This window comes from Lentzea guizhouensis (assembly GCF_001701025.1).
GTDB lineage: Bacteria > Actinomycetota > Actinomycetes > Mycobacteriales > Pseudonocardiaceae > Lentzea > Lentzea guizhouensis.
In genome coordinates, this window is sequence record NZ_CP016793.1 from 1753052 (window position 1) to 1771925 (window position 18874).

General features: G+C 66.0%; 11 protein-coding genes and 1 tRNA gene. 6 read left to right on the forward strand and 6 right to left on the reverse strand.

What is annotated here, in order from left to right:
• Positions 1-13 precede the first annotated feature (13 nt).
• Positions 14-99: transfer RNA gene (locus BBK82_RS08820), tRNA-Leu, on the forward strand.
• Between the two features lie 413 nt (positions 100-512).
• Here the strand turns inward: BBK82_RS08820 and BBK82_RS08825 are convergent.
• Complete coding sequence (locus BBK82_RS08825; protein ID WP_083267877.1) at positions 513-1784, reverse strand: S1 RNA-binding domain-containing protein; 1272 nt, start codon at positions 1782-1784, stop codon at positions 513-515.
• A 202-nt stretch (positions 1785-1986) separates the two neighbouring features.
• Here BBK82_RS08825 and BBK82_RS08830 point away from each other — a divergent pair, with 202 nt between their 5' ends.
• From BBK82_RS08830 to BBK82_RS08840, 3 genes are read left to right on the forward strand one after another with little or no spacing between them, the layout of a single operon-like run.
• Positions 1987-5688 (forward strand): AAA domain-containing protein, encoded by a 3702-nt coding sequence (locus BBK82_RS08830; RefSeq protein WP_083267878.1) that lies wholly within the window; start codon positions 1987-1989, stop codon positions 5686-5688.
• A 47-nt stretch (positions 5689-5735) separates the two neighbouring features.
• Positions 5736-9143, forward strand: a complete 3408-nt coding sequence (locus BBK82_RS08835) for a phospholipase D-like domain-containing protein (RefSeq protein ID WP_154697195.1) — start codon at positions 5736-5738, stop codon at positions 9141-9143.
• On the forward strand, positions 9136-11745 hold the full coding sequence (locus tag BBK82_RS08840; RefSeq protein ID WP_065914562.1) for an ATP-binding protein: 2610 nt from the start codon (positions 9136-9138) through the stop codon (positions 11743-11745). Before BBK82_RS08835 ends, BBK82_RS08840 begins: the two co-directional genes overlap by 8 nt.
• Here the strand turns inward: BBK82_RS08840 and BBK82_RS50025 are convergent.
• The gene (locus BBK82_RS50025) at positions 11693-12940 is read right to left on the reverse strand and encodes a hypothetical protein (protein ID WP_154697196.1); all 1248 of its coding nucleotides are present in this window, start codon (positions 12938-12940) and stop codon (positions 11693-11695) included. The genes BBK82_RS08840 and BBK82_RS50025 overlap by 53 nt on opposite strands.
• Before the next feature lie 1041 nt (positions 12941-13981).
• Between BBK82_RS50025 and BBK82_RS08850 the strand changes: the two genes are divergently transcribed.
• Positions 13982-14521 (forward strand): TetR/AcrR family transcriptional regulator C-terminal domain-containing protein, encoded by a 540-nt coding sequence (locus BBK82_RS08850; RefSeq protein WP_083267879.1) that lies wholly within the window; start codon positions 13982-13984, stop codon positions 14519-14521.
• Between the two features lie 170 nt (positions 14522-14691).
• On the opposite strand, the gene BBK82_RS08855 is transcribed toward BBK82_RS08850, so the two are convergent.
• On the reverse strand, positions 14692-15039 hold the full coding sequence (locus tag BBK82_RS08855; protein WP_065914564.1) for a hypothetical protein: 348 nt from the start codon (positions 15037-15039) through the stop codon (positions 14692-14694).
• Between the two features lie 243 nt (positions 15040-15282).
• On the opposite strand from BBK82_RS08855, the gene BBK82_RS08865 reads away from it, so the two are divergent.
• On the forward strand, positions 15283-16287 hold the full coding sequence (locus BBK82_RS08865) for an LLM class flavin-dependent oxidoreductase (protein ID WP_065920920.1): 1005 nt from the start codon (positions 15283-15285) through the stop codon (positions 16285-16287).
• 13 nt (positions 16288-16300) lie between these two features.
• Here BBK82_RS08865 and BBK82_RS08870 read toward each other — a convergent pair whose 3' ends face one another.
• The 3 genes from BBK82_RS08870 to cobC are packed head-to-tail and all read right to left on the reverse strand — an operon-like array spanning position 16301 to position 18854.
• Complete coding sequence (locus BBK82_RS08870) at positions 16301-17041, reverse strand: zinc ribbon domain-containing protein (protein ID WP_065914566.1); 741 nt, start codon at positions 17039-17041, stop codon at positions 16301-16303.
• On the reverse strand, positions 17038-17862 hold the full coding sequence (locus BBK82_RS08875) for a Nif3-like dinuclear metal center hexameric protein (RefSeq protein WP_065914567.1): 825 nt from the start codon (positions 17860-17862) through the stop codon (positions 17038-17040). The genes BBK82_RS08870 and BBK82_RS08875 overlap by 4 nt, the downstream gene beginning before the upstream one ends.
• Positions 17859-18854, reverse strand: coding sequence for an Rv2231c family pyridoxal phosphate-dependent protein CobC (gene cobC / locus BBK82_RS08880; protein ID WP_065914568.1), 996 nt, complete (start codon positions 18852-18854; stop codon positions 17859-17861). The genes BBK82_RS08875 and cobC overlap by 4 nt, the downstream gene beginning before the upstream one ends.
• Between the last annotated feature and the right edge of the window lie 20 nt (positions 18855-18874).

Consider the following 18874-nt stretch of genomic DNA (forward strand, 5'->3'; position numbering starts at 1 on the left):
TTCAGCCACACCGGTCCGGGTGGCGGAATGGCAGACGCGCTAGCTTGAGGTGCTAGTCCCCGAAAGGGGGTGGGGGTTCAAGTCCCCCCTCGGACACCAGCGTTAACCGCACGAGGCGGGATGCTCACACGAGCATCCCGCCTCGTGCGTTGTAGACGATCTCCACGGTCAGCGCGTCGTAGAGTCTTTGCAGCTCGCCGGGGTTCGCCTGCCTGATCTGAACGCAGTTCTCCACGCGAACTGTCGAAGATGACATCGCCGGATCTATCCAGCGTGACCTGCTCAAGCGCACGTCTTGAGAAGCGACGGCATCCATTTGATGGACCGACAGCTGGTGCGCCACAAGCCGTGGTCTGAGTCAGACGACCGGCAACTTCGCACGAGTTCGAATACCGCCCGTCGGCGACCTGGCGCCGCCGGACAAGTGATCACCACAACCGGGCTACAGGGGCAACGACAACACAGGGCGTCTGGCGAGCAAGATGCTCGCCAGACGCCCTGTTCGAGGGTGCTCAGCCTGCTGTTGTCACTTCCGCGAGCTTGGCCTCTTCCAGCTCGCGCACGGTGATCCGGTCCCGACGCACGTCGATGGTGTCGATCTCGACGTCGATCACGTCGCCGATCTCGATCTCACCCGCGTTGAGGTCGGCCCTGGTGCCCGGCGTCATCGCCGTGCAGTGCAGCATGACCGGCCGGGAGCGGTCGGGCAGGCGCAGCAGGACGTACCCACCCTCCCCTTCAGGCAGCGCCCGCGTCACCTCACCCTCCAGCCGTTGGCCCTTGACGAACCTGCTCTCGGCGGACGCACGCTGCGTGGGAACAAAGCTGTCCGCCACCTTGGGTGGCATGCGCAAGGGCTGCAACGCGATCAGCCGCTTGTCCTTCTCCATGCGCGTCACCATCACCTCGACCTCGTCGCCCACCGCGAGCGTCCGCCCGCCGAGCACCGAGTTGTGCACGAGGCCGCAGATGCCGTGGTCGAGCAGCACGAACGCGCCGAGCTTCTCCGACCGGCGCTGCACCACACCGGTGAACTTCCGCCCGACCGGGAACTCGATGCTGAGCTGGTGCCACGGGTTCGTCGAACCTGGCAGCAGCGTGTACTTCACCCCACCGGAGATGTCCACCTCGAACGCTCCGCTGAGCGGGTCGCCGATCGAGAACAGCCGACTCATGTCGGGGACGATCCGCTGGTAGTCCACATCCGCGTTGCCGAGCACCCCGCGGCGTCCGTCGAGCGCCTCGACCACCACGAAGTCCTTGGTCACCGTGACCACCCGCGCCTGGACGGGGTCGGTGCCACCCGAAGCCATCGGCAGCAGTGCCATCTCGACGCTGTGCTCGAGCCGGATGGCTGCGAGCTGCAGGTTGAGGTCGACCTTCATCTGGTCGATCGCCGCGTAGTGGTCGCTGTACTTGATGACCCGCACGCGGCCGCGGATGTCGCTCGGGATGTCGTCGAGGTCCTGCGTCAGGTAGATCATTCGCTTGCCGATCATCGCGGCCATCATGAACTCCATCGCGACGTTTGCGTTGCGACCGGTGAAGTCGATGATCACCACCTCGGCCTGCTCGATGCCGCGGTACACCGTTCCCATGATCGTCTGCGGGCCGTAGATCGAGTCGGCGCGCACCGGCGTCATCCCGACACCCTTGATCACCGGCACGAGAGCCTTCAGGTAGAACTCGTCGTGATCGAAGCCGTCACGCGGGCCGTAGGGGCAGGCGACGAACACATTGCCTTCGATCGCACGTTCACGGCGAGTAAAATTGAGGTCGCTCATCGTAATTCCTTTCGATGTGGGTCTCGCACTGCGCTCGACCCGATGAGGACATCCTGAGCCGCTTCCACTGAGAGGTCACTGCGCTTCACGCTGAGTTCTGAGCACCTCTTCCTCACCTGCTCAGCACCAACTCAGTCGGCCGTTCAGGTGGCTCTTCCGGCGACCACCTATTTTCTCGAGATCGACGCGTAGGCTGACGCCGATGAATGGTGCACTCGCGATACCAGGTGACTCGGAATCGGCCGCCATGGCGTTCCGGCTCGTCGAACACTTCCTGTGTTCGAGTGCCACCGCTGAATTCGGCCCGTACTCGCCACTCGACGACGAGCCGCCGAGGATGGAGCCACAGCTACCGGGACGACTCTACCGGCTGCAGTTGCTCGACCGTGATGACATGCGGGTTGACGTGCAGGTATTCCTCGGAATCGGTGAGCTTGGCGGCCTCATGTGGGAGCAGGACATCCGCGCACTGCTCCGGATCGCCGGGTCGGCTCACCCCACGTTGCCCGAGGTGCTCGACGGCGGCTATCTGTCTCCTGAGCAAACCACCGCCGCAGGGATCGAGTCCGACGGAATGGCATTTGTGGTGACTCGAGGTGCCCGCAGGAACGCCGGCAGCCAAGACGTTACACATTTTAGGTCACAAAAAGGGAACGCTGTACGGAAGTTCCGATCACTGGCCGACGGGCTCGCCACGCTGCATGCCCTCGGAATGACCCACCGCAACCTCAGCCCGGCGGCGATCGACGTTTACGACGGCCCAGAGTACCGATTCGCGAGATTCGAGCTCAGCGCGTTGGTGGCCGACCTCTTCCTGCAGACGTTCGATGCCCAGGTGGACCAGGCCGAGCTGAGGGAACTGTTCATCAAGCACAGCGGAAGCTCGATGGCTTACGCCCCGCCTGAACGCCTCGCCTTCATCCTGGCCGACGACAGGTCCAACACCGTCGAAGACGAGAAGGCCGACGTCTACGGCCTCGCGGCGATCATGTGGGAGTGGTTCCTCGGTTCGTTCCCAGAAGATGAACTCCCGCCGGCGATCGACCGCGCCCCGAGTCCCGAGGACACCACCGCGCTGGCGACCGCCCACCGTCGGTTCCGCGATCGTCTGCGCGAGACCTTGAGAACCGACCCGGACACTCCGCCGGAACTGGCGACGATCCTCATCAAGATGTTGGCAGAGGAGCCAGAAGACCGGCCGGCCGCGGCGGATGTGGTGGCCTCACTGACCACAGCGTACGACCGGATCATGGCCGCCTGGGACGGTGAAGCCGACAGCAGGCCGTACACCGTCCTCTTCATGCCCAAGCAGTCGGCATCGACAATCCTCGCTTGGGGTTGGATCAGCCACCACCCGCAGACGACCGCCGGGGCCGAGCAACTCACAGACTTCATCGCGGAAGACCTGCACCGCGCCCGGATGACCCTGTCTCCTCACGGTGCCGACTCGTTCGTGGGCGGCGGGGAACGCGAAGCCAAGCGGGCCGCAACGGTAGTGCTCCGCGGCGAGATGGCTGTGTGGTTCTGCGACTTTTACCGGTTCGAGGACGAGTTCGGCAATCCGACCGAGGTCACCGAAAACGCCCTGGTGATCAAGTACGTGGCGAAACGATCACAGCCGTGGGTGGAGGAGAAGGTCAAGAAGCTGAACTGGACCGAGTCTCGGACGGTACCTCCGGTGAAGCTGGAGTCGACGACTGTCGACCAGGACGTCCTCAAGCGACGGTTGCGCGGTCAGCCCTCGTGGGCGCTGTTGAAGGACTCGTTGCATCCCAGCGACGAACGCACACCGGCCGAACTCGCCTACCAGGAGGCGATCGACTGGCTTATCGACTACCAGAAGGTCGAGCTAGACGCCAGGATCTATCCCTATCAGGTGGTTTCGAGTGACGCACGAGCCCGTGAGGTCCTGGTCCGCTACGACCGAGACGCCGACCAGAAGCGCATCGTCTCGTCGCCCCTGTTCGTCAAGTACGCGGCAACCCCCGAGCTCAGGGAGGAGTTCGGTGCCTTCTTTCAGGCTCTCCAGACCGACGATGGCGGCACTGATGTCGACCTCATCGACGATATGAACGGCAAACCCGGAAAGAGCGTGGGCACCGCAGAGGTCGTGCGCCGAGAAGGGCCCGACCGCGTGGTCTTGCACGTGCGCGGTCGCACCGCGCTGCCCGACAACGGATGGCTGCGGCCGACCGACGACAGGGGTTCGGCCATCGCGTTTCAGCGGCAGCGCGATGCACGTTACGAACTGTTCGACCTCAAGCAGCTCCGCAGCCAGATCAGCGGCCCGAACACGATCCGCACCCTGGCGCACCACTGGGACTCCGCCGGCGAAGGCCTGCTCGGGGACGGCCCCAAAGCAGTGCGAGAAATCCTCGTGTGCGAGCCGTTCATGGCTCTGCAAGGTCCGCCCGGCACGGGCAAGACCACGGTGACCGCGGCCGCGATCGCCGCCTACCTGCGCAGGTCGCCCACCGCGCGGTTGCTCGTGTCAGCTCAGTCGAATTTCGCGCTCGACAATCTTGCAGACCGCGTGCTCGCGGAGATCGGTGCGGTTGACGATCGGGGTCGACCGGTGGAACAGGCCGACAGTTCTTCGGGTCTCATGCCGTTGCGCGTCACCGCACGGGGCCGTTCTGCGAGCACCCGAGTGTCTGAAAGCCTGCTTGAGTGGACGCGGCACAGGTCCGCGACACGCCTGTCACTTGGCATTCACCGGCACGTGAGCCGCGTGCTCGCCGATCGCAGCATGTCCATGTCCAGCGAAATGGTGGACGTTCTCACGGAGTGGCAGAACCTCGCCGACGGTGGCACGGGCGAATCCATGTTGCCAGAACTCTCCGACCGGGTACATCGAGGCGCCAACCTGGTGTTCGCCACCTGCGCGACCTCCACCCCCGAACTGCTCTCCCCCACTGCGGACACCGTCTTCGACTGGGTCGTGGTCGAGGAAGCGGCCAAGGCCTGGCCGACGGAGCTCGCGATTCCGCTCGTCCGCGGCAGGCGGTGGACGCTCGTCGGCGACCAGTCCCAGCTGCCCGCGCACCGCCGCCACGACGTCGAACGATTCCTGAGAGCTTGCCTCGCCGACCCCCAGCAAGAGGTCACCCAAGCCACCTTCAGCGAGTACCTCGAGGCCTTCGACCTCTTCGGTGCACTGTTCACCAAGGCGACGAGGGGCCGTTCACGCCAAGCTCCTCCTCTGCTGCGCATGAGCACGCAGTTCCGGATGCGCGAACCCATCGCCGAGGTCGTAAGCCGTGTCTTCTACCCGGCTGAAGAACAACCTGTACCGCCACCGGCCGACGGACTGCCCGTCGGAAGCCTGAAGACGAACATGGAGTCCCAACCGGATCCGGTCCACTTCGACCATCCGCGTGTGCTCAACGGGGAGTCGCTGGTCTGGCTCAACACGGAAGGGCTCGCCGACTGCAGGGATGAGCCCCACTGGTCGAACCCAGGCGAGGTGGCGATCGTCCACAACCTCCTCCAAGACCTGCAGCCGTTTCCCCGCAGGAAGGAAGCAGGGTTCGGCGACCACCCGATCGCCGTGCTCAGCCCGTATCGGGAGCAGGTGCAGTTGTTGCAGCGCAACAGCTTGATCCGTGACCACGTGAACACGATCCACGGTTTCCAGGGCAAGGAAGCGGATTTGGTGATCGTTTCGCTCGTACGGGACACCCTCCGACCGGGTAGGACCCTGCACCAACTCGGCCACCTCGCTCAACGGGAACTGGTGAACGTCCTGTTCTCACGAGCGCGGCGCCAACTTGTGATCGTCGGCAACTTCAACCACTTCTCGTCCATCAGTGACGCGGGCAAGCTGTGGCAGCAGGTCTGCTCAGCGGTGCGGATCTACGGCAAGGTCGTGTCGGCCACGGAATTTTCGGCCGGTGCGCGGTGAGCGGCCCAGAGAGAGTCACGATCTACGTCCCGTGCGATGTCGTTTCCGTGCGGGTGAAGCTGGGGTTCGCCGAGGCCCTCACCCCGATCGAAAAGATCGTCCTCAAGGCGGTGCACGCGGGCGTCAGAACCCTCGGGGACCTGGCGGCGGTTCTCGGTCTGCCACAGCGCATGCTCGTCGACATCGCCCAGGACCTGTGGAGGGCCAAGTACCTCCTCGTGGTTCGAACCCGAACCGGAGTGCGCGTCTCGGACGAGGTGGCCCACGCGATCACCACCAACAGCCTGGACAAGCTGAAGAGCGCCGAAGTCGTCGACACCACCCGGAACTTGATGGTGGACAAGTTGACGAACGAGATCCGTCCGGTGCTCGGCCGTGACAATCCCGGTCAACGCCGGTTCGCCGTCCCGGTTGAGAACCGCCTGACGCGCTTGGGTGAACTGACGAACACCGACCTGCTCGTCGCGCTCGAGCTGGACCTGGCCAACGAGGCCAAGCGGAATGCCGAGGCCGCCGGTTCCGACACGAATGATCGCCAGGGGTTCGCACGCAACGCCCGGGTGCTCAGCGCCCATCTGGCGGGCAACGAACTCGCCTCCGTCGGACGGCGGTGGCTACCGGTCGAGGTGCGTCCCACCGTCGACCCGCTCGACGACGCCCTCACCGTGACCGTGGTGGACGACCAGTTCTCCGACGCGCAGCGTGCAGCCGCCAACGAGCAACTGAGCCGCCTGATCTCTGCACGGCCCAACGATGACTTCGTCCGCGCCCTGAGGGGACAGGCACCTCCCGGCCTCGTGGAAGCGCTGAGTCTCGCCGACGGGGTGGCACGCTTGCGCGGACAGGCTGAGGCCGCTGCCACGATTCCGGCCGGGCAACGCCGGAACTGGCATTTTGCGCTGGCCGACCACGCCCGGCGGCTGGACACGCAACTCGTCGAGCTCACCGAGCGCGAGGTCGACGCCACGGCCGTCATCGGTCGCGATCACACCGATGTGCTGCTCAACGCCATCAGAAGTGCGCGAACCCAGCTTGTGATCACCGCCCCCTGGATGAGCTACACCGCGCTGGCCGCGGTCGCCCCCGCACTACGAGCCGCACTTGAACGCGGCGTTGACATCTTCCTGCTGTGGGGGATCAGCCACGACCAGACGGTGGACGGAAGGGTCAACGGCCTCCTCTACGACATGGTCCTTCGCAACACCAAGAGCAGGTCTGCGGGAAAGCTCCACGTCCCGGGCAGTGACACGCAGAACAAGGACGAGCCGATCTCGGGATCGTCGCGCACGCACGCGAAGATCGTGATCATCGATGACGAGCGTGCCTTCGTCACCAGCTGGAACATGTTGAACAAACCGGATCCCTCGCAGGAGGTCGGAGTTCTGCTGGCCGGCATCGAGAACGGCCCATGTATCCCGGTGCGCGAACTCTTGAAGTGGGCGCGCTCGATCGTGCCGGACTACCGGACGAGCAACCAGATGCTGGTGACCGAGAACGACTTCGCGTTGAGGAGAGGCCTCACCCGTTCCAGGGATTTCGCTGGACAACCCGAGCGTCAGGACACCGCCAACGGCACACGCCGCCACCCCCAGCCGAGTGAACCTGATGACGGTGAGGGACAGGCAGCGGAGATCGCAGCGAGGACGTGGAGCAAGGCGTGGGTCGAGCACGCGAACCAGATCGGAGCCAAGCTCGCCGACCGCGCCAACGCCGACGGGCTTATCGTCGTCGACGGCACCCATCGTGAACTGCTCAAACGAGCTTTGCGACAGGCCCGGTTCCGCCTAGCCATCACTTCGGACCAGCTCAGCAGCCAGGTGGTGGACGACCGTTTCATCGGAGCGCTGCGCGGTGCGTTGGAACGCGGTGTCGAGGTGGCGATCAGCTACAAGCGTTCGCACAGGAACGACAGTCCTGTCTTGTTTTCAGCCGGAGGACCGGTCGCGGCACCCCCCACCCGTGCGGAGTCCGCTCTCGCCGCGGTGGAAGCGGAGTTCCCTGAGCAGTTCCACCTCGAACGCGTGGACCTGCACGCCAAGGTGCTCGTCTGCGACGACCTGGTCGTGATCGGCAGCTTCAACTTCCTCTCGTTTGAAGGCTTCTTCAACACCGGTGCGGCATATAGGCGCCAGTCCGAGGTGAGCGTTCAGGTGACGAGCCCTCGCTTCGCGGACGAGGTCGCTCATCAGTTGGGTTTGACGAGTCCGCGTCCGGCGACAGCAGTGGCCGCGTTGCCGAAGTCCGAGGGTATCTACCTCACTGTGCAGCGGATCTTGAACGAGGTCGAGCCGACGATCGCCGTGGCCGAACACCTCACCACGGCAGCGGACCCGTGGACCGTCCTGGACCACCTGGCCGAGGACGCGGAACGGAGTCTGCTGAGAGTCGCGGCGTCGGCCTGCCTGCTGCAGGAAGAATCGGGGAACGGCCATGCTGGCCCCAAACGCTGGGCACGTTGGCTCGTCGAGGACCTGTGGTCGGACGGACGCTTCGTCGAGGCGCTTCTGCTACGCCATCTGACCCGCGAGGACGAGTTGAGTCCGCGCCTACCTGTCGCCGTGCTGGCAGCCGCCAGGGGCACGTCCGCCTATCCTGCGGCACTGGGCAACGCCCTGTCCCTTCTGGACGCCGAATCGGACGACACCCCGCGACGGCGTGCGATCGAAGTCGCGACGCTCCTCGTGTCCGCTGTGGAGCAAGTGGTCTTTATCGGCGGCAAGGACGCACAAGACACCTTGGAACTCCTGCTCTCCGAGATCGAGGGTGCCGCGAGCGGCGAGGACGACGGCATCGAACCGTGGAAGGTGCTCGGTGAAACGGCCCTGCAGTACGCCGCCGAATCGTTCGGCATCGCTCTTCCCGTCGAGGCGATCAAATGCGACCTGTCCAAAATGGCCGATTCTGATGACAAGGACCGTGCGTGGGATCGACTGAGCACAGCGTTCGACCGAGCGGAGCACACGCACTTCGAGAGCACGCCTAGTCTCCGCACGCACCTCTATTTGTTCACCAACCCCAAAGGACATTTCACCCAGCTCAAGGACATCCTCACGGGCAGACGATCCGCCGCGCTGGCACAGTGGCTCGCGGAACCCAAGCTGGGCAACTTGAACGCGCTGATCAACGCCGCCACAGCTACCGCCTCCCCCGGTGACCCGCTGATGCACGGCACATACCTGAAGCGGTACGTCAGATTGCTCGAAAGCGTCATCGCAGAGGCGGAGGCTGTTGTCGCCCGGTGGAACGGACCCGACGACGAGACAGGGCCGGATCTCGAGACCCAACGCCTGCTCACCGCGGCACGTCCGCTGGCCGAGGTCGTCATGCAGAAGCGTCCCGACCTCCTCGCCTTCATCGAGCAGTGCACCGAACCGGAAGCCCGGTTCCTCACCTCGGTGGTCGAGTCCTTTGACGAATTGGCTGTCTGGGCGGGAGGAAAGGAAACCGGTGACTGACAACCTGATGACCACTCTTCTCGCCGAGTGGCCGGCGCGGCGGAGGTATCCAGCTCTGGTCAGCGACCTGAGCTCAGGCACGCTCACTGCGGACACCGCCGCCCGTCACGTACTGGCGGGCTTGGCACGTCCGCGCACGCCGGCGCAGAATCTGACGGACCTGATCGCAGAGGGCCGCTTCGAGCAGGCGGAATTGTTGCTCATCGAGCTGCTCGACTCGGAGTCCGAGAGCGGCGCGTCGCTCAGCGCTGACGAGTGGTCAAGAGCAGAGTCGATGCTGGCGGAGTCCAGGGAGCGGGCCGTCGCTGCCCTGTCTCGCGAGTGGTCTGACCTCCTCCTGCGTGCTCAAGCCGTCGCCGTGGACCTCCCACCCGACACGGATTTGCTCGACACAGCAAGGCAATCCCTGTCCCGCGCGCGCGAGGAGATTGACGATCACTCCGGGCGCGTCAAAGACGGCGAGCGCGATGTCCGAAGGCGGATCGAGTCTGCGCTGACGGCCGCGTTGTCTGCGGTAGATCGTGCACCCGCCACCAGGGCGTGGGAGGCAGCAGTCAGGGAATGCCTGAGCGTAGGCGAACTCCGCGTTGCAGAACGTCTCGTGGCCGACGGTCCGCACCACATCGCCCAGGCGGGTCCGCATACGATTCCGAGACCGCCTCTCACCTGGCCTTGGCCCAACCGGCCGGTGGCAGAGGTGCTCTCGTGGTACGACAGTCCGTTCTCGATGCCAGGCCCGGAGTTCGTCCGCTTCCGCCTCGATCAGGGCGACATCGCGGCGTTCAAGTTGATCAACCTCCTCAAGAGGATGGTCGAGGGCGTGGATGCTGCGGCCGTACGGGACTTCGCCACAAGTCTGAGTGCGCTGCTGGGCAAACCGGTCTCGCTGGAGGTGAACGTCGCCGAGGGCAAGTCGGGCTTTTTGACCACCCTGTTCGGCCTCTCAGATCCCAGATTGCCGGACCTGCCGATGCTGGGATCGCGCGGGGTTCCGCTCTGGGTCAGCGACGAGACGACGGATGGAGACAGCACGCCGCCGGCGAGCGACACCCCGATCATCTGGTTCCGGCCGGTGCTGATCGCCCCATCGCCACCCGCCGCGTCCAATGTCGCCGTCTTCGACGTGGCAACGCTGCTGCGCGTCATCGCTCCGGACGGCAGGAACGGAACAGCGATTCGCAACGAGCAGGGGATCAACTTGCTGCGGCTGTTGATCCCGCAGCTCTCCCCTGCCGCAGTGCTCGGCGACGCTCCTGCGGTGCTCGGCCGGGGGGCGTCACCACGTGACTCGCTCGCCTGGTACTTCGACCTGTTCGGTGTTCTGCCCGACGGTCCTGTTCTTGATTCCCTGCTGCAGGACAGCGACGAGCACCCCATCGTGCTCAACGAGTTGCTCACGGTCCTGCTGCGACACCGCCCAGCAGACAAGCGCATCCGCTCCGCCCAGCTGGCTGTCACTCGGACCGCCGAGGTCAGATCGGCCGCCCGCACGCGCGTGCTCCAGACTCTCGCTGATCTCCCAGCAGCCAAGGCAGTGCTCATGCTCCTGCTGTGGCGGTTCGACGACGTAGAACTCGTCCGTGCCGACGAGGTCGCCGACAGCATCCCGACGGTTGAGCTCCCACCAGGAACCACGTCGTGGTTGCGTGAGCGCCTGCCCGTGCAGCGGGCTCTGGAGGCGCTGGCCGCGCGCGGATTCGTACGCGCCAGGACCAAGGACCGGTTCGCGTTACCCGGTCCTGGCTTGCGTGACCTGCTGCGCGGCGTCGACGGTCCCCGGAAGCTCCGCGATGACCTCGTCCTGGCGCTGAACGAGGCAGCGGAAAAGCTCCGGCAAACCCGCTTCTCCACCGCAGCACTGATCGCAGAACGGGTCATCCGACTCATCGGTCACCATGTCGACAACGACGTCATCGCGATCACCGGCATGCTCGACCGTGCACTTGAAAGTGTCGCCGAACCTTCTGTGCAGTCGTCGATCCGCAGCGCGACGGATCGGTTGAGTGGCTTCGGCGGTGGTTCCTACGTCCAAGCCTACGAAGCGGCCTTGGCGCAACCCGAAGCGCTCGAAGTACACGATCTGATCCGCACTGTGATCGGTGATGTCGAGTGGCACCTCCCGGCCGGAGCAAGAATCGCCGACATCTCGCAAAGTATTGAACAAGCTAAGTGGATCCGAATAAATCGCTATGTGATGCAGGAAATTCTGAGAAGCCTCGTGCTGAACGCGGCTCGCGCGCTAAACTCGTCTGCACCGCAGGAGAACGGGCTCGTAGCCTTCCACGTTCGACAGGAAGACATGGGTCCGCAGTCGCAACCGCGCGCTGCGCAGGCACATGTGGTCATCGAGGTCCATGACAACGGACCGGGATTCTCCCCGGATGAGCTCGAGCTGTACCGGAGGATAACCACACAGGGCGGCGCCGCATACGATCCGAGGACAATGACCCGGCACGGTTCTGGTATCCGCCAGGCAGTGACGTGGCTCGCCGACTTCCACGGCGCCCTGGAACTGCACGACCATTCACAGCGGTTCGGCGGTGGACGTGTCAGTATCTGGCTCCCGGCCGATCAGGCCCCCAGCGCCGGTGGAACTCCATGACTTCGACATGGAGCGAATCGACGTTCAACATTGCGGACCGCGCCTTCGCCCGCAACATCTCAGCCTCCTGACTGCACCGATCCATCCCGTCCCGTCGAGCGCTTCGTCCACCGCTCAACAGCGAGTCGCTCTTCACGTGGTACTCGTCGGAGTCGATCCACAGGTTGAGCCTTTTCACCCGACTCTGGTCGTCCACATCCACCAACTCGTGTGCGGCGTGTAGCAGGTCCACCCCGTTGAGGCGCCCCGCCGAGTTCTTCTGCACGATGTCGACGAGCCGGTACTTGATCCGCAGATCGTCTTGAGCACGATATCGCGGTGGCGGCGCGACACTCATCAACGCCGCAGGAATCTCCGTGTGTCTCCGGAGGTGCTCGGCGATCACCGTCGTTCCATAGTTGTCCGAGAGGTCGTCCGTCAAGTGGAGGTCTACGAGCGCTCCGTCTACGGAAAGATCGTCGCGCTCTTTGTTCCACTGCGACAACGACGATATCGGGAAAACGCGAAAATCAGAGTCGAGAACCTCATGTATCTCGTTCATGATCTGGTCCTCGACCACGAGCAGTCGGGGTTTTTTTCGTAGACGCCTCAAAAAAGACGAACGCACGGTTTCGAGTTCCGGCAGAGTCGGGAACAACGACGCGAAGCGAGCGGCCTCGACGGAGGCCTTCAGGTCGGAATGCCGCTTGAGATGTTCGACCAGCATCGACCGTGCACGCATCACGCGTTCCCACGGCCCTCGCAGCGGCCCAGTCCAAGACGCTCCCGGATTTCCTCTCCACAGCCCCATGAGCTTGTCGAGTTCGTCGATCTGCGGCGTCGCAGAAAGGCCGCTCACGCCATCGACAAAAAGCTGAGCGTCGATCGATTCGACATGCTGAGGTGACAGCACGTACCGACTTCGTCCCCGGCGCGGGTCTTGAATGATTATACCGCATTTGTTGCGCAGGTCTGAGATGCGCCGGTGCAGCGCATCATCTGAGATTCGGCCAGAGGGAAGAAAATCAGTGAGCTCTCGCTTTGAGATACCGCCATCACCACTGAGAGCAATTAGAACCAACACCTCGGCTCGCGCCGCAGTCAATCCCGACACACGCGAGCCCGCCCTTGACACCTCAAGGTCGCCGAGCAGCTTGATCGAGACTGGAAGGTTGAGCCCTGAGTCATTCCGCAACGTTCGTCCAGCCTTCCCCACCGCACAACCACCTGTGTTCACACAAGGACTAGAGCACCTCCATCCCACCGGGAGAAGAAGGTCTACAGCAGAGTTCGTCGCAGCGATCGCCCTGTACGTTACAGCCTAAGATGGAACCTTCAGCCAGCAGACGCAATCGCAACAGCGAGTCCTTTGTGGACCGGCTAAGCCAGTGATGAGAGGACTATGCAGGAACACCCAGGCATCACCCCTTCCTCCCAAAGGAGCGCATCGACCTCCAGACGATGCCGCCGCCAGCAGTTTCTGCGTGCGGAGATCGGAGAAGGACGACGCAACCAACGTGATCTACTCGGCAACGCGTAGACTCTGCGCACAGTTTCGCCAGTCTTCGAGACACGGAGTTCGCTTCCCTCTCGTACGGGAAGCGACTGCAGATCGCGGCTGCCCAGATCCCGGAAGCGTTACCTGGGAACGGTGTGCGACCTCGCGCTCGTCGGACTCACAGTTGCTCAGCCAGGAGGGGGCGACGCAGTGACGACCCCTTTCCTGACGGTGTTCGCTGCGTCGAGTGGTGACAAATGGCAGTCGAACATCACCGTTGTCGATCAGCCACGGCCATGACCGGCGGTGAACGCTGCAGTGCGGCCGTCACGGACGATGTCGTTCGCCACACAAGGGTCGGCATGGCAAACCAGGTCGCCGGGCGGAAGGCGACGTGAGAACCGGCGCATTTCCGCAGGCGATCGGAACACAGCAGCGGCGGAATGCGCGCTGCAGTAGTGCGACGCTGAACGGCAGGGTCTCGTTCACGCCTCGTACCAGATGCGGGGGGCGAATCCGACGTCGCCTGCGAGGTGGTCCAGAACTTCTTGGCCACGGTTGTTGAGGCCGTGGATTCGCGGGGCCTGGTGAGGCCCGATCATGCAAGTGGCCGGGAAGAGGCACACCTGAGTGGAGGCTGCACCACCAGGACGCTGCACGTGTCGTCAATGCGGGAGATCGCAACGCAAGAGGCGTGTGCTCACATCGAGCATCCGCCTCGTGCGTTGTGGGCGACCGCCCGGTCAGGCCACGTAGGCGATGTCGATTTCCCTCTCCTTCGTCACCTTGCCATTGCGCCGCAAGAAGTGCACCGCGTCCCCGATCACCGGCAGCTGGGTCCCGCGCGCGATCACCGGCCGCAGTGCGATCTGCCGTTCGCTCTCCGACTGGCGGGAGAACCTCGCCGCCTACGCCCGCGTGCTGCGCGCCGCATACCTGCGACACCGGGACGGCGCCCGCATCTTTAGCGGCGCAAGGGTTTCCGACCCCGAGGTGGTGCGCATGAAGGAATCCCTGTACCAGCGCTGGACGGAGGCGGGGCTGACCCTCGCGGAGGCGGACGACGCCATCGACGTGGTGGTCGCGTTCGTCGTCGGCTTCGTGATCGAGGAGCAGGAACGGCTGCAGTCGGCCGACGAGGACCCGTCGCGGTACTCACTCGCCGAACGTGATGCCTGGCTGGGGGAGCACGCTCCGCTGACCAAGGCGGCCGGGCGGTTGCGGAACGACGGTGACCAGCGGTTCGAGCGCCACCTCGGGGTCGTTCTCGACGGTCTTGCCGCCGGGGTGCGGCGGTGACGTCCTAGAGCTCGGGTCGCCGGTGGGCAGCTTGTCGAGCCACCCCGGCGCGAGGCGCAGCCGTGCCACGCACGTCGACAGGTCCTGCGGGTAGCGCGGTCCGAGCCGCCGCCAGAAGTCGACGAACACCCACGGCGAGTCCAGCTCGAACTCGTCATCGGGGAACGCCTTCACCCCGTCGGGTTCGAAGTCCTCGTCGAGCCGCACGAGGTACCGGCGATCCGGTCGACCGGAACGCCGGTGGCGGCGGCGATCACCTCCGGCCGGTCCGCGTACTCGCTGCTGAGGCGGGCGACCTCGTCCGCGTCATCGGTGAAGTAGGTCGGCATCGAGGCGAACCGGTCCAGCACCACGCCGTCGTGCAGCAGCGAACGGGCCCAGTAGTCACCGACGTAGATGCGGGCCGTGCTGGCGAGGACGCCGAGGTGACGGCTCATGTGCTCAGCGGCGGCCACTTCGGTGAAGTACGTCGGCCACACGACGACCGTCCAGCCGTTGGCGGGCGGGAAGATCAGCACGTCGTCGGTGGTTGCCGGGTCCTCGGCCCGGGGTGGCGGGCCAGGAGTGCGCCGCGGCGAAGCTGGTGACGGCGGCCGCCACTGCGGTTGCGTCCTCGGTCCGGAACGCTGAAGCTGACACGAACTCGCCCATGAACCCCCTCGCGGTCGAACGTCACGATCTCACCGGCGGGTTCGGCGTTCGGTGGTACCACCATGTGGACACCTGGGATGGTGGCGCGGGTCGGTCGTAGCCTGGGGCGCATGCCGTTGCGGAAGCTGGGTTTCCTCACCATCGGGCAGTTCGCCGAGCACGACCCGGCGGCCGGGCACGAGGCCACGTTGGAGCTCATCGAGCTCGGCGAGGAGCTGGGTTTTGACAGTGCCTGGGTGCGGCATCGGCACCTGCAGCACGGCATTTCGTCGCCGGTTGCGGTGCTGGCGGCGGCGAGCCAGCGGACGCGGCGGATCGCGCTCGGGACCGCAGTGATTCCGTTGGGCTGGGAGAACCCGCTGCGGCTTGCGGAGGACCTGGCGACGGTGGACGTGCTTTCGCGCGGGCGGTTAAACCCCGGGGTGAGTGTGGGGGCGCCGATGCACTGGGAGGACGTGAAGGGCTCGCTCTACCCGGACACCGCGGAGGTCGAGAACTTCGGGTATGAGCGGCTGGAGCGGTTGCTGCGGTTCGTGCGTGGGGAGAAGGCCGCGGAGTTCGCCGGCGAAGAGGGCATCGAGGTGTGGTCGGACCGGGTGCAGCCGCATTCGCCGGGGTTGAGCGAGCGGCTTTGGTACGGGGGTGGCAGCCTCAAGTCGGCGCGCTGGGCCGGTGAGCACGGGATGAACTTCCTCACCAGCAACGTGGTGCAGGCTGAGGGGGTCGAGGACTTCGCGCGGGTTCAGCACGCGCTGGTGCGTGAGTTCCGGGAGCACCACCGGGACGGGGACAAGGCGCGAGTGTCGCAGGGGCTCGTGGTGGTTCCCACGGACTCGGCTTCGGCGGAGCAGCGGGCGAAGTACCAGCGGTACGTGGACGAGCGGACGCCGCGGACGGCGAGTCCGGTCGGGCCGCGCGGGATGATGTTCGCGCGGGACCTCATCGGGACGTCGGAGGAGATCGCGCGGCAGCTGCGGGCGGATCCGGCGTTCCGGGAGGTGGACGAGGTGGCGTTCGCGTTGCCGTTCAGCTTCGAGCACGCGGACTACGTTCAGCTGCTGACCGACATCGCCACGAAGCTGGCTCCCGAGCTGGGGTGGCAGCCGGCTTCGTGACGGTCAGAAGCGGTCAGGCGCCTGCCGGTTGGGCGATGCGCACCAGGATCGCTCCGCACTCCTCGCACTGCACCACCTCGTCCGCAGGGGCTTCCTTCACCTTGGACAGCGCGCTGCGGTCGAGCTCGATGCGGCACGCGCCGCAGCTGCGCGACTGGAAGACCGTCGCGCCCACGCCTCGCTGTGCGCGCTGGCGGTCGTAGAGCTTCAGCAGGTCGTCGGGGAAGCCCTTGGCCATGATCGTGCGGTCGGCGGTGCGCCTGGTCTCGGTCGCCTCCAGGTCGGCCAGGGCGGCGTCGCGACGGCGGGAGGCGTCTTCGAGGGTTTGGCGGGCCTTGTCGAGCTCCACGCGGGCGAAGGAGGCGTCGGACTCCACTGCCTCGCGGCGTTCCATCAGCTCCAGGAGGTCGTCTTCGAGGACGCCCTGGCGGCGCTGGAGGGTGGCGAGCTCGTGTTCGAGGTCGGTGAGCTGCTTGGCGCCGACGGAGCCGGACTGCATCAGCTTGCGGTCGCGGTCGGTGCGGGCGCGGACCTGGTCGATCTCGGTCTCCTGGCGCTTCACGTCGCGGTCGAGGTCGCCGAGCGTCGTCTCGACGGCCACCAATGCGTCCTGCTTGGTGCGCACCAGCTGCTCGACCTCGGCGATCTCCGCGATCTCCGGCAGCGTGCGGCGCCGGTGGGTGACACGCGCCAGTTCGGCGTCGACCTCGGCCAGGTCGAGCAGCCTGCGCTGCACTGCGGGATCGGCTTTCACGCATGTCCTCCTGCTGCTGAGCTCGTCGCACCGACGGTCCACGGATCGGTCCGGCGGGTGGAGACGAGTACCTCGACCCTACCGCCGAAGGCCTGCCGCAGGATTTCCGCCGCCTGCTCGCACCACGGCCACTCGCTGGCCCAGTGCGCCACGTCCACGAGCGCGGGGCCGCCTGCCTCGACGTGTTCCGAGGCGGGGTGGTGGCGCAGGTCGGCGGTCACGTACGCGTCGACGCCGGCGCGAGCAACGGCACCGAGGAAGCTGTCGCCGGCACCTCCGCACACCGCGACCCGCTTGACCAGGCGTTCCGGGTCGCCGGTGGCGCGCACGCCCTGGACGGTCGCGGGCAACGCGTCGGCCACGCGCTGGGCGAACACGCGCATCGGCTCGGCTTCCGGCAGCTCACCGATGCGGCCCAGACCGGTGCCGGGGTCGTCCGCCGGCTCGAGCGGGCCGGTGACCTCCAGCCCGATCGCGTGGGCGAGCGCGTCCGACACGCCGTTGAGCGCGCTGTCGGCGTTGGTGTGCGCGCAGTACAACGCGGTGCCGCTGCGGATCAGCTTGTGCACCAACGCGCCCTTGGGGTCGTCGGCGGGAATCCCGTTGACGCCCCGCAGGAGCAGCGGGTGGTGGGCGACGAGCAGCTGGGCACCGACCTCGACGGCCTCGTCCACAGTGGACTGGGTCGGGTCGACGCAGACGAGCACCCCGGTGACGTCCTCGGCCGGGTCACCGCAGACCAGGCCCACCGCGTCCCAGCTCTCGGCGGTCTTCGGCGGATACGCGGACTCCAGGACCGCGATCACGTCGGCGAGCTTCACGCCAGTTCCTCCATCACTACCCGCAGCGCGTCCACGAACAGCGCGAACTCCCGCGGCGGCCGGATCGCCACGCGCACGCAGGTGTCGTCGAGGCCGGGGAACGTGTCGCAGCGGCGCACCGCGATCCCCTTGTCGCGCAACGCCAGCCGCACGCCGGCAGGCACCTTGGCCAGCAGGAACGGTGCCTTCGGCGGCACCACGACGAGCTCGCCGAGCTGCTCCACGGCGTACGCGGCGTGCTCGGCGGCCTCGCGGGCCAGCCGTTCGGTCTCGTCGAGCGCGGCCGGCGAGCAGCACGCCGTGATCGCTTCGAGGGTGAGGCTGCCCACGGGCCAGTGCGGCCGGCCGAACGCGAGGCGCGCGACCGTGTCCGGGTCGGCGAGGAGGTAACCGGCGCGCAGCCCGGCCAGGCCCCAGGTCTTGGTGAGGCTGCGCAGCACCAGCACATCGGGGTCGTGCGCGAGCGACTCCGGCTCGCCGGGGACGGCGTCCATGAACGCCTCGTCGACCACGAGACGACCGGGCAGCTGCTTGATGCGCGCCGCGGAGTGCAGCACCGACGTGGGGTTCGTGGGGTTGCCGATCACGGTCAGGTCGACGTCGGCGGTGACCTCGGGCAACGTGAAGTCACCGGTCAGCGTCACGTGCTCCACCGGAACCCCGGCGTCGCGGAACGCCACCTCCGGCTCGGTGAAACCGGGGTGGACGATCGCGACGCGACGCGGCCGCAGCTTCGGCAGCAGCGCGAAGCCCTCGGCGGCCCCGTTGAGCAGCAGCACCTCGTCGGGCGAGCGCCCGTGACGGCGTGCGACCGCCTCACGGGCACGGTGTTCCGCCGCGGCGGACGGGTAGCGGCCGAGGTCGTCGAGCGCAGCGGCCAGCCGGTCGCGCAGCCAATCGGGCGGGTGCGGCACCCGCACGTTGACGGCGAAGTCGGCGAGGCCCGCTGCGGCGTCGACGTCACCGTGGTGGCGCAGGTCTGGGCTGGTCATCGCGGCAAATACTAAGCGAC

Bases quoted from the DNA above. Each gene is read 5' to 3' on its own strand.
- cobC (WP_065914568.1), bottom strand. From the start codon at position 18,854: ATGACCAGCCCAGACCTGCGCCACCACGGTGACGTCGACGCCGCAGCG.
- BBK82_RS08865 (WP_065920920.1), top strand. From the start codon at position 15,283: ATGCCGTTGCGGAAGCTGGGTTTCCTCACCATCGGGCAGTTCGCCGAG.
- BBK82_RS08850 (WP_083267879.1), top strand. From the start codon at position 13,982: ATGTCGATTTCCCTCTCCTTCGTCACCTTGCCATTGCGCCGCAAGAAG.
- BBK82_RS08825 (WP_083267877.1), bottom strand. From the start codon at position 1,784: ATGAGCGACCTCAATTTTACTCGCCGTGAACGTGCGATCGAAGGCAAT.
- BBK82_RS08830 (WP_083267878.1), top strand. From the start codon at position 1,987: ATGAATGGTGCACTCGCGATACCAGGTGACTCGGAATCGGCCGCCATG.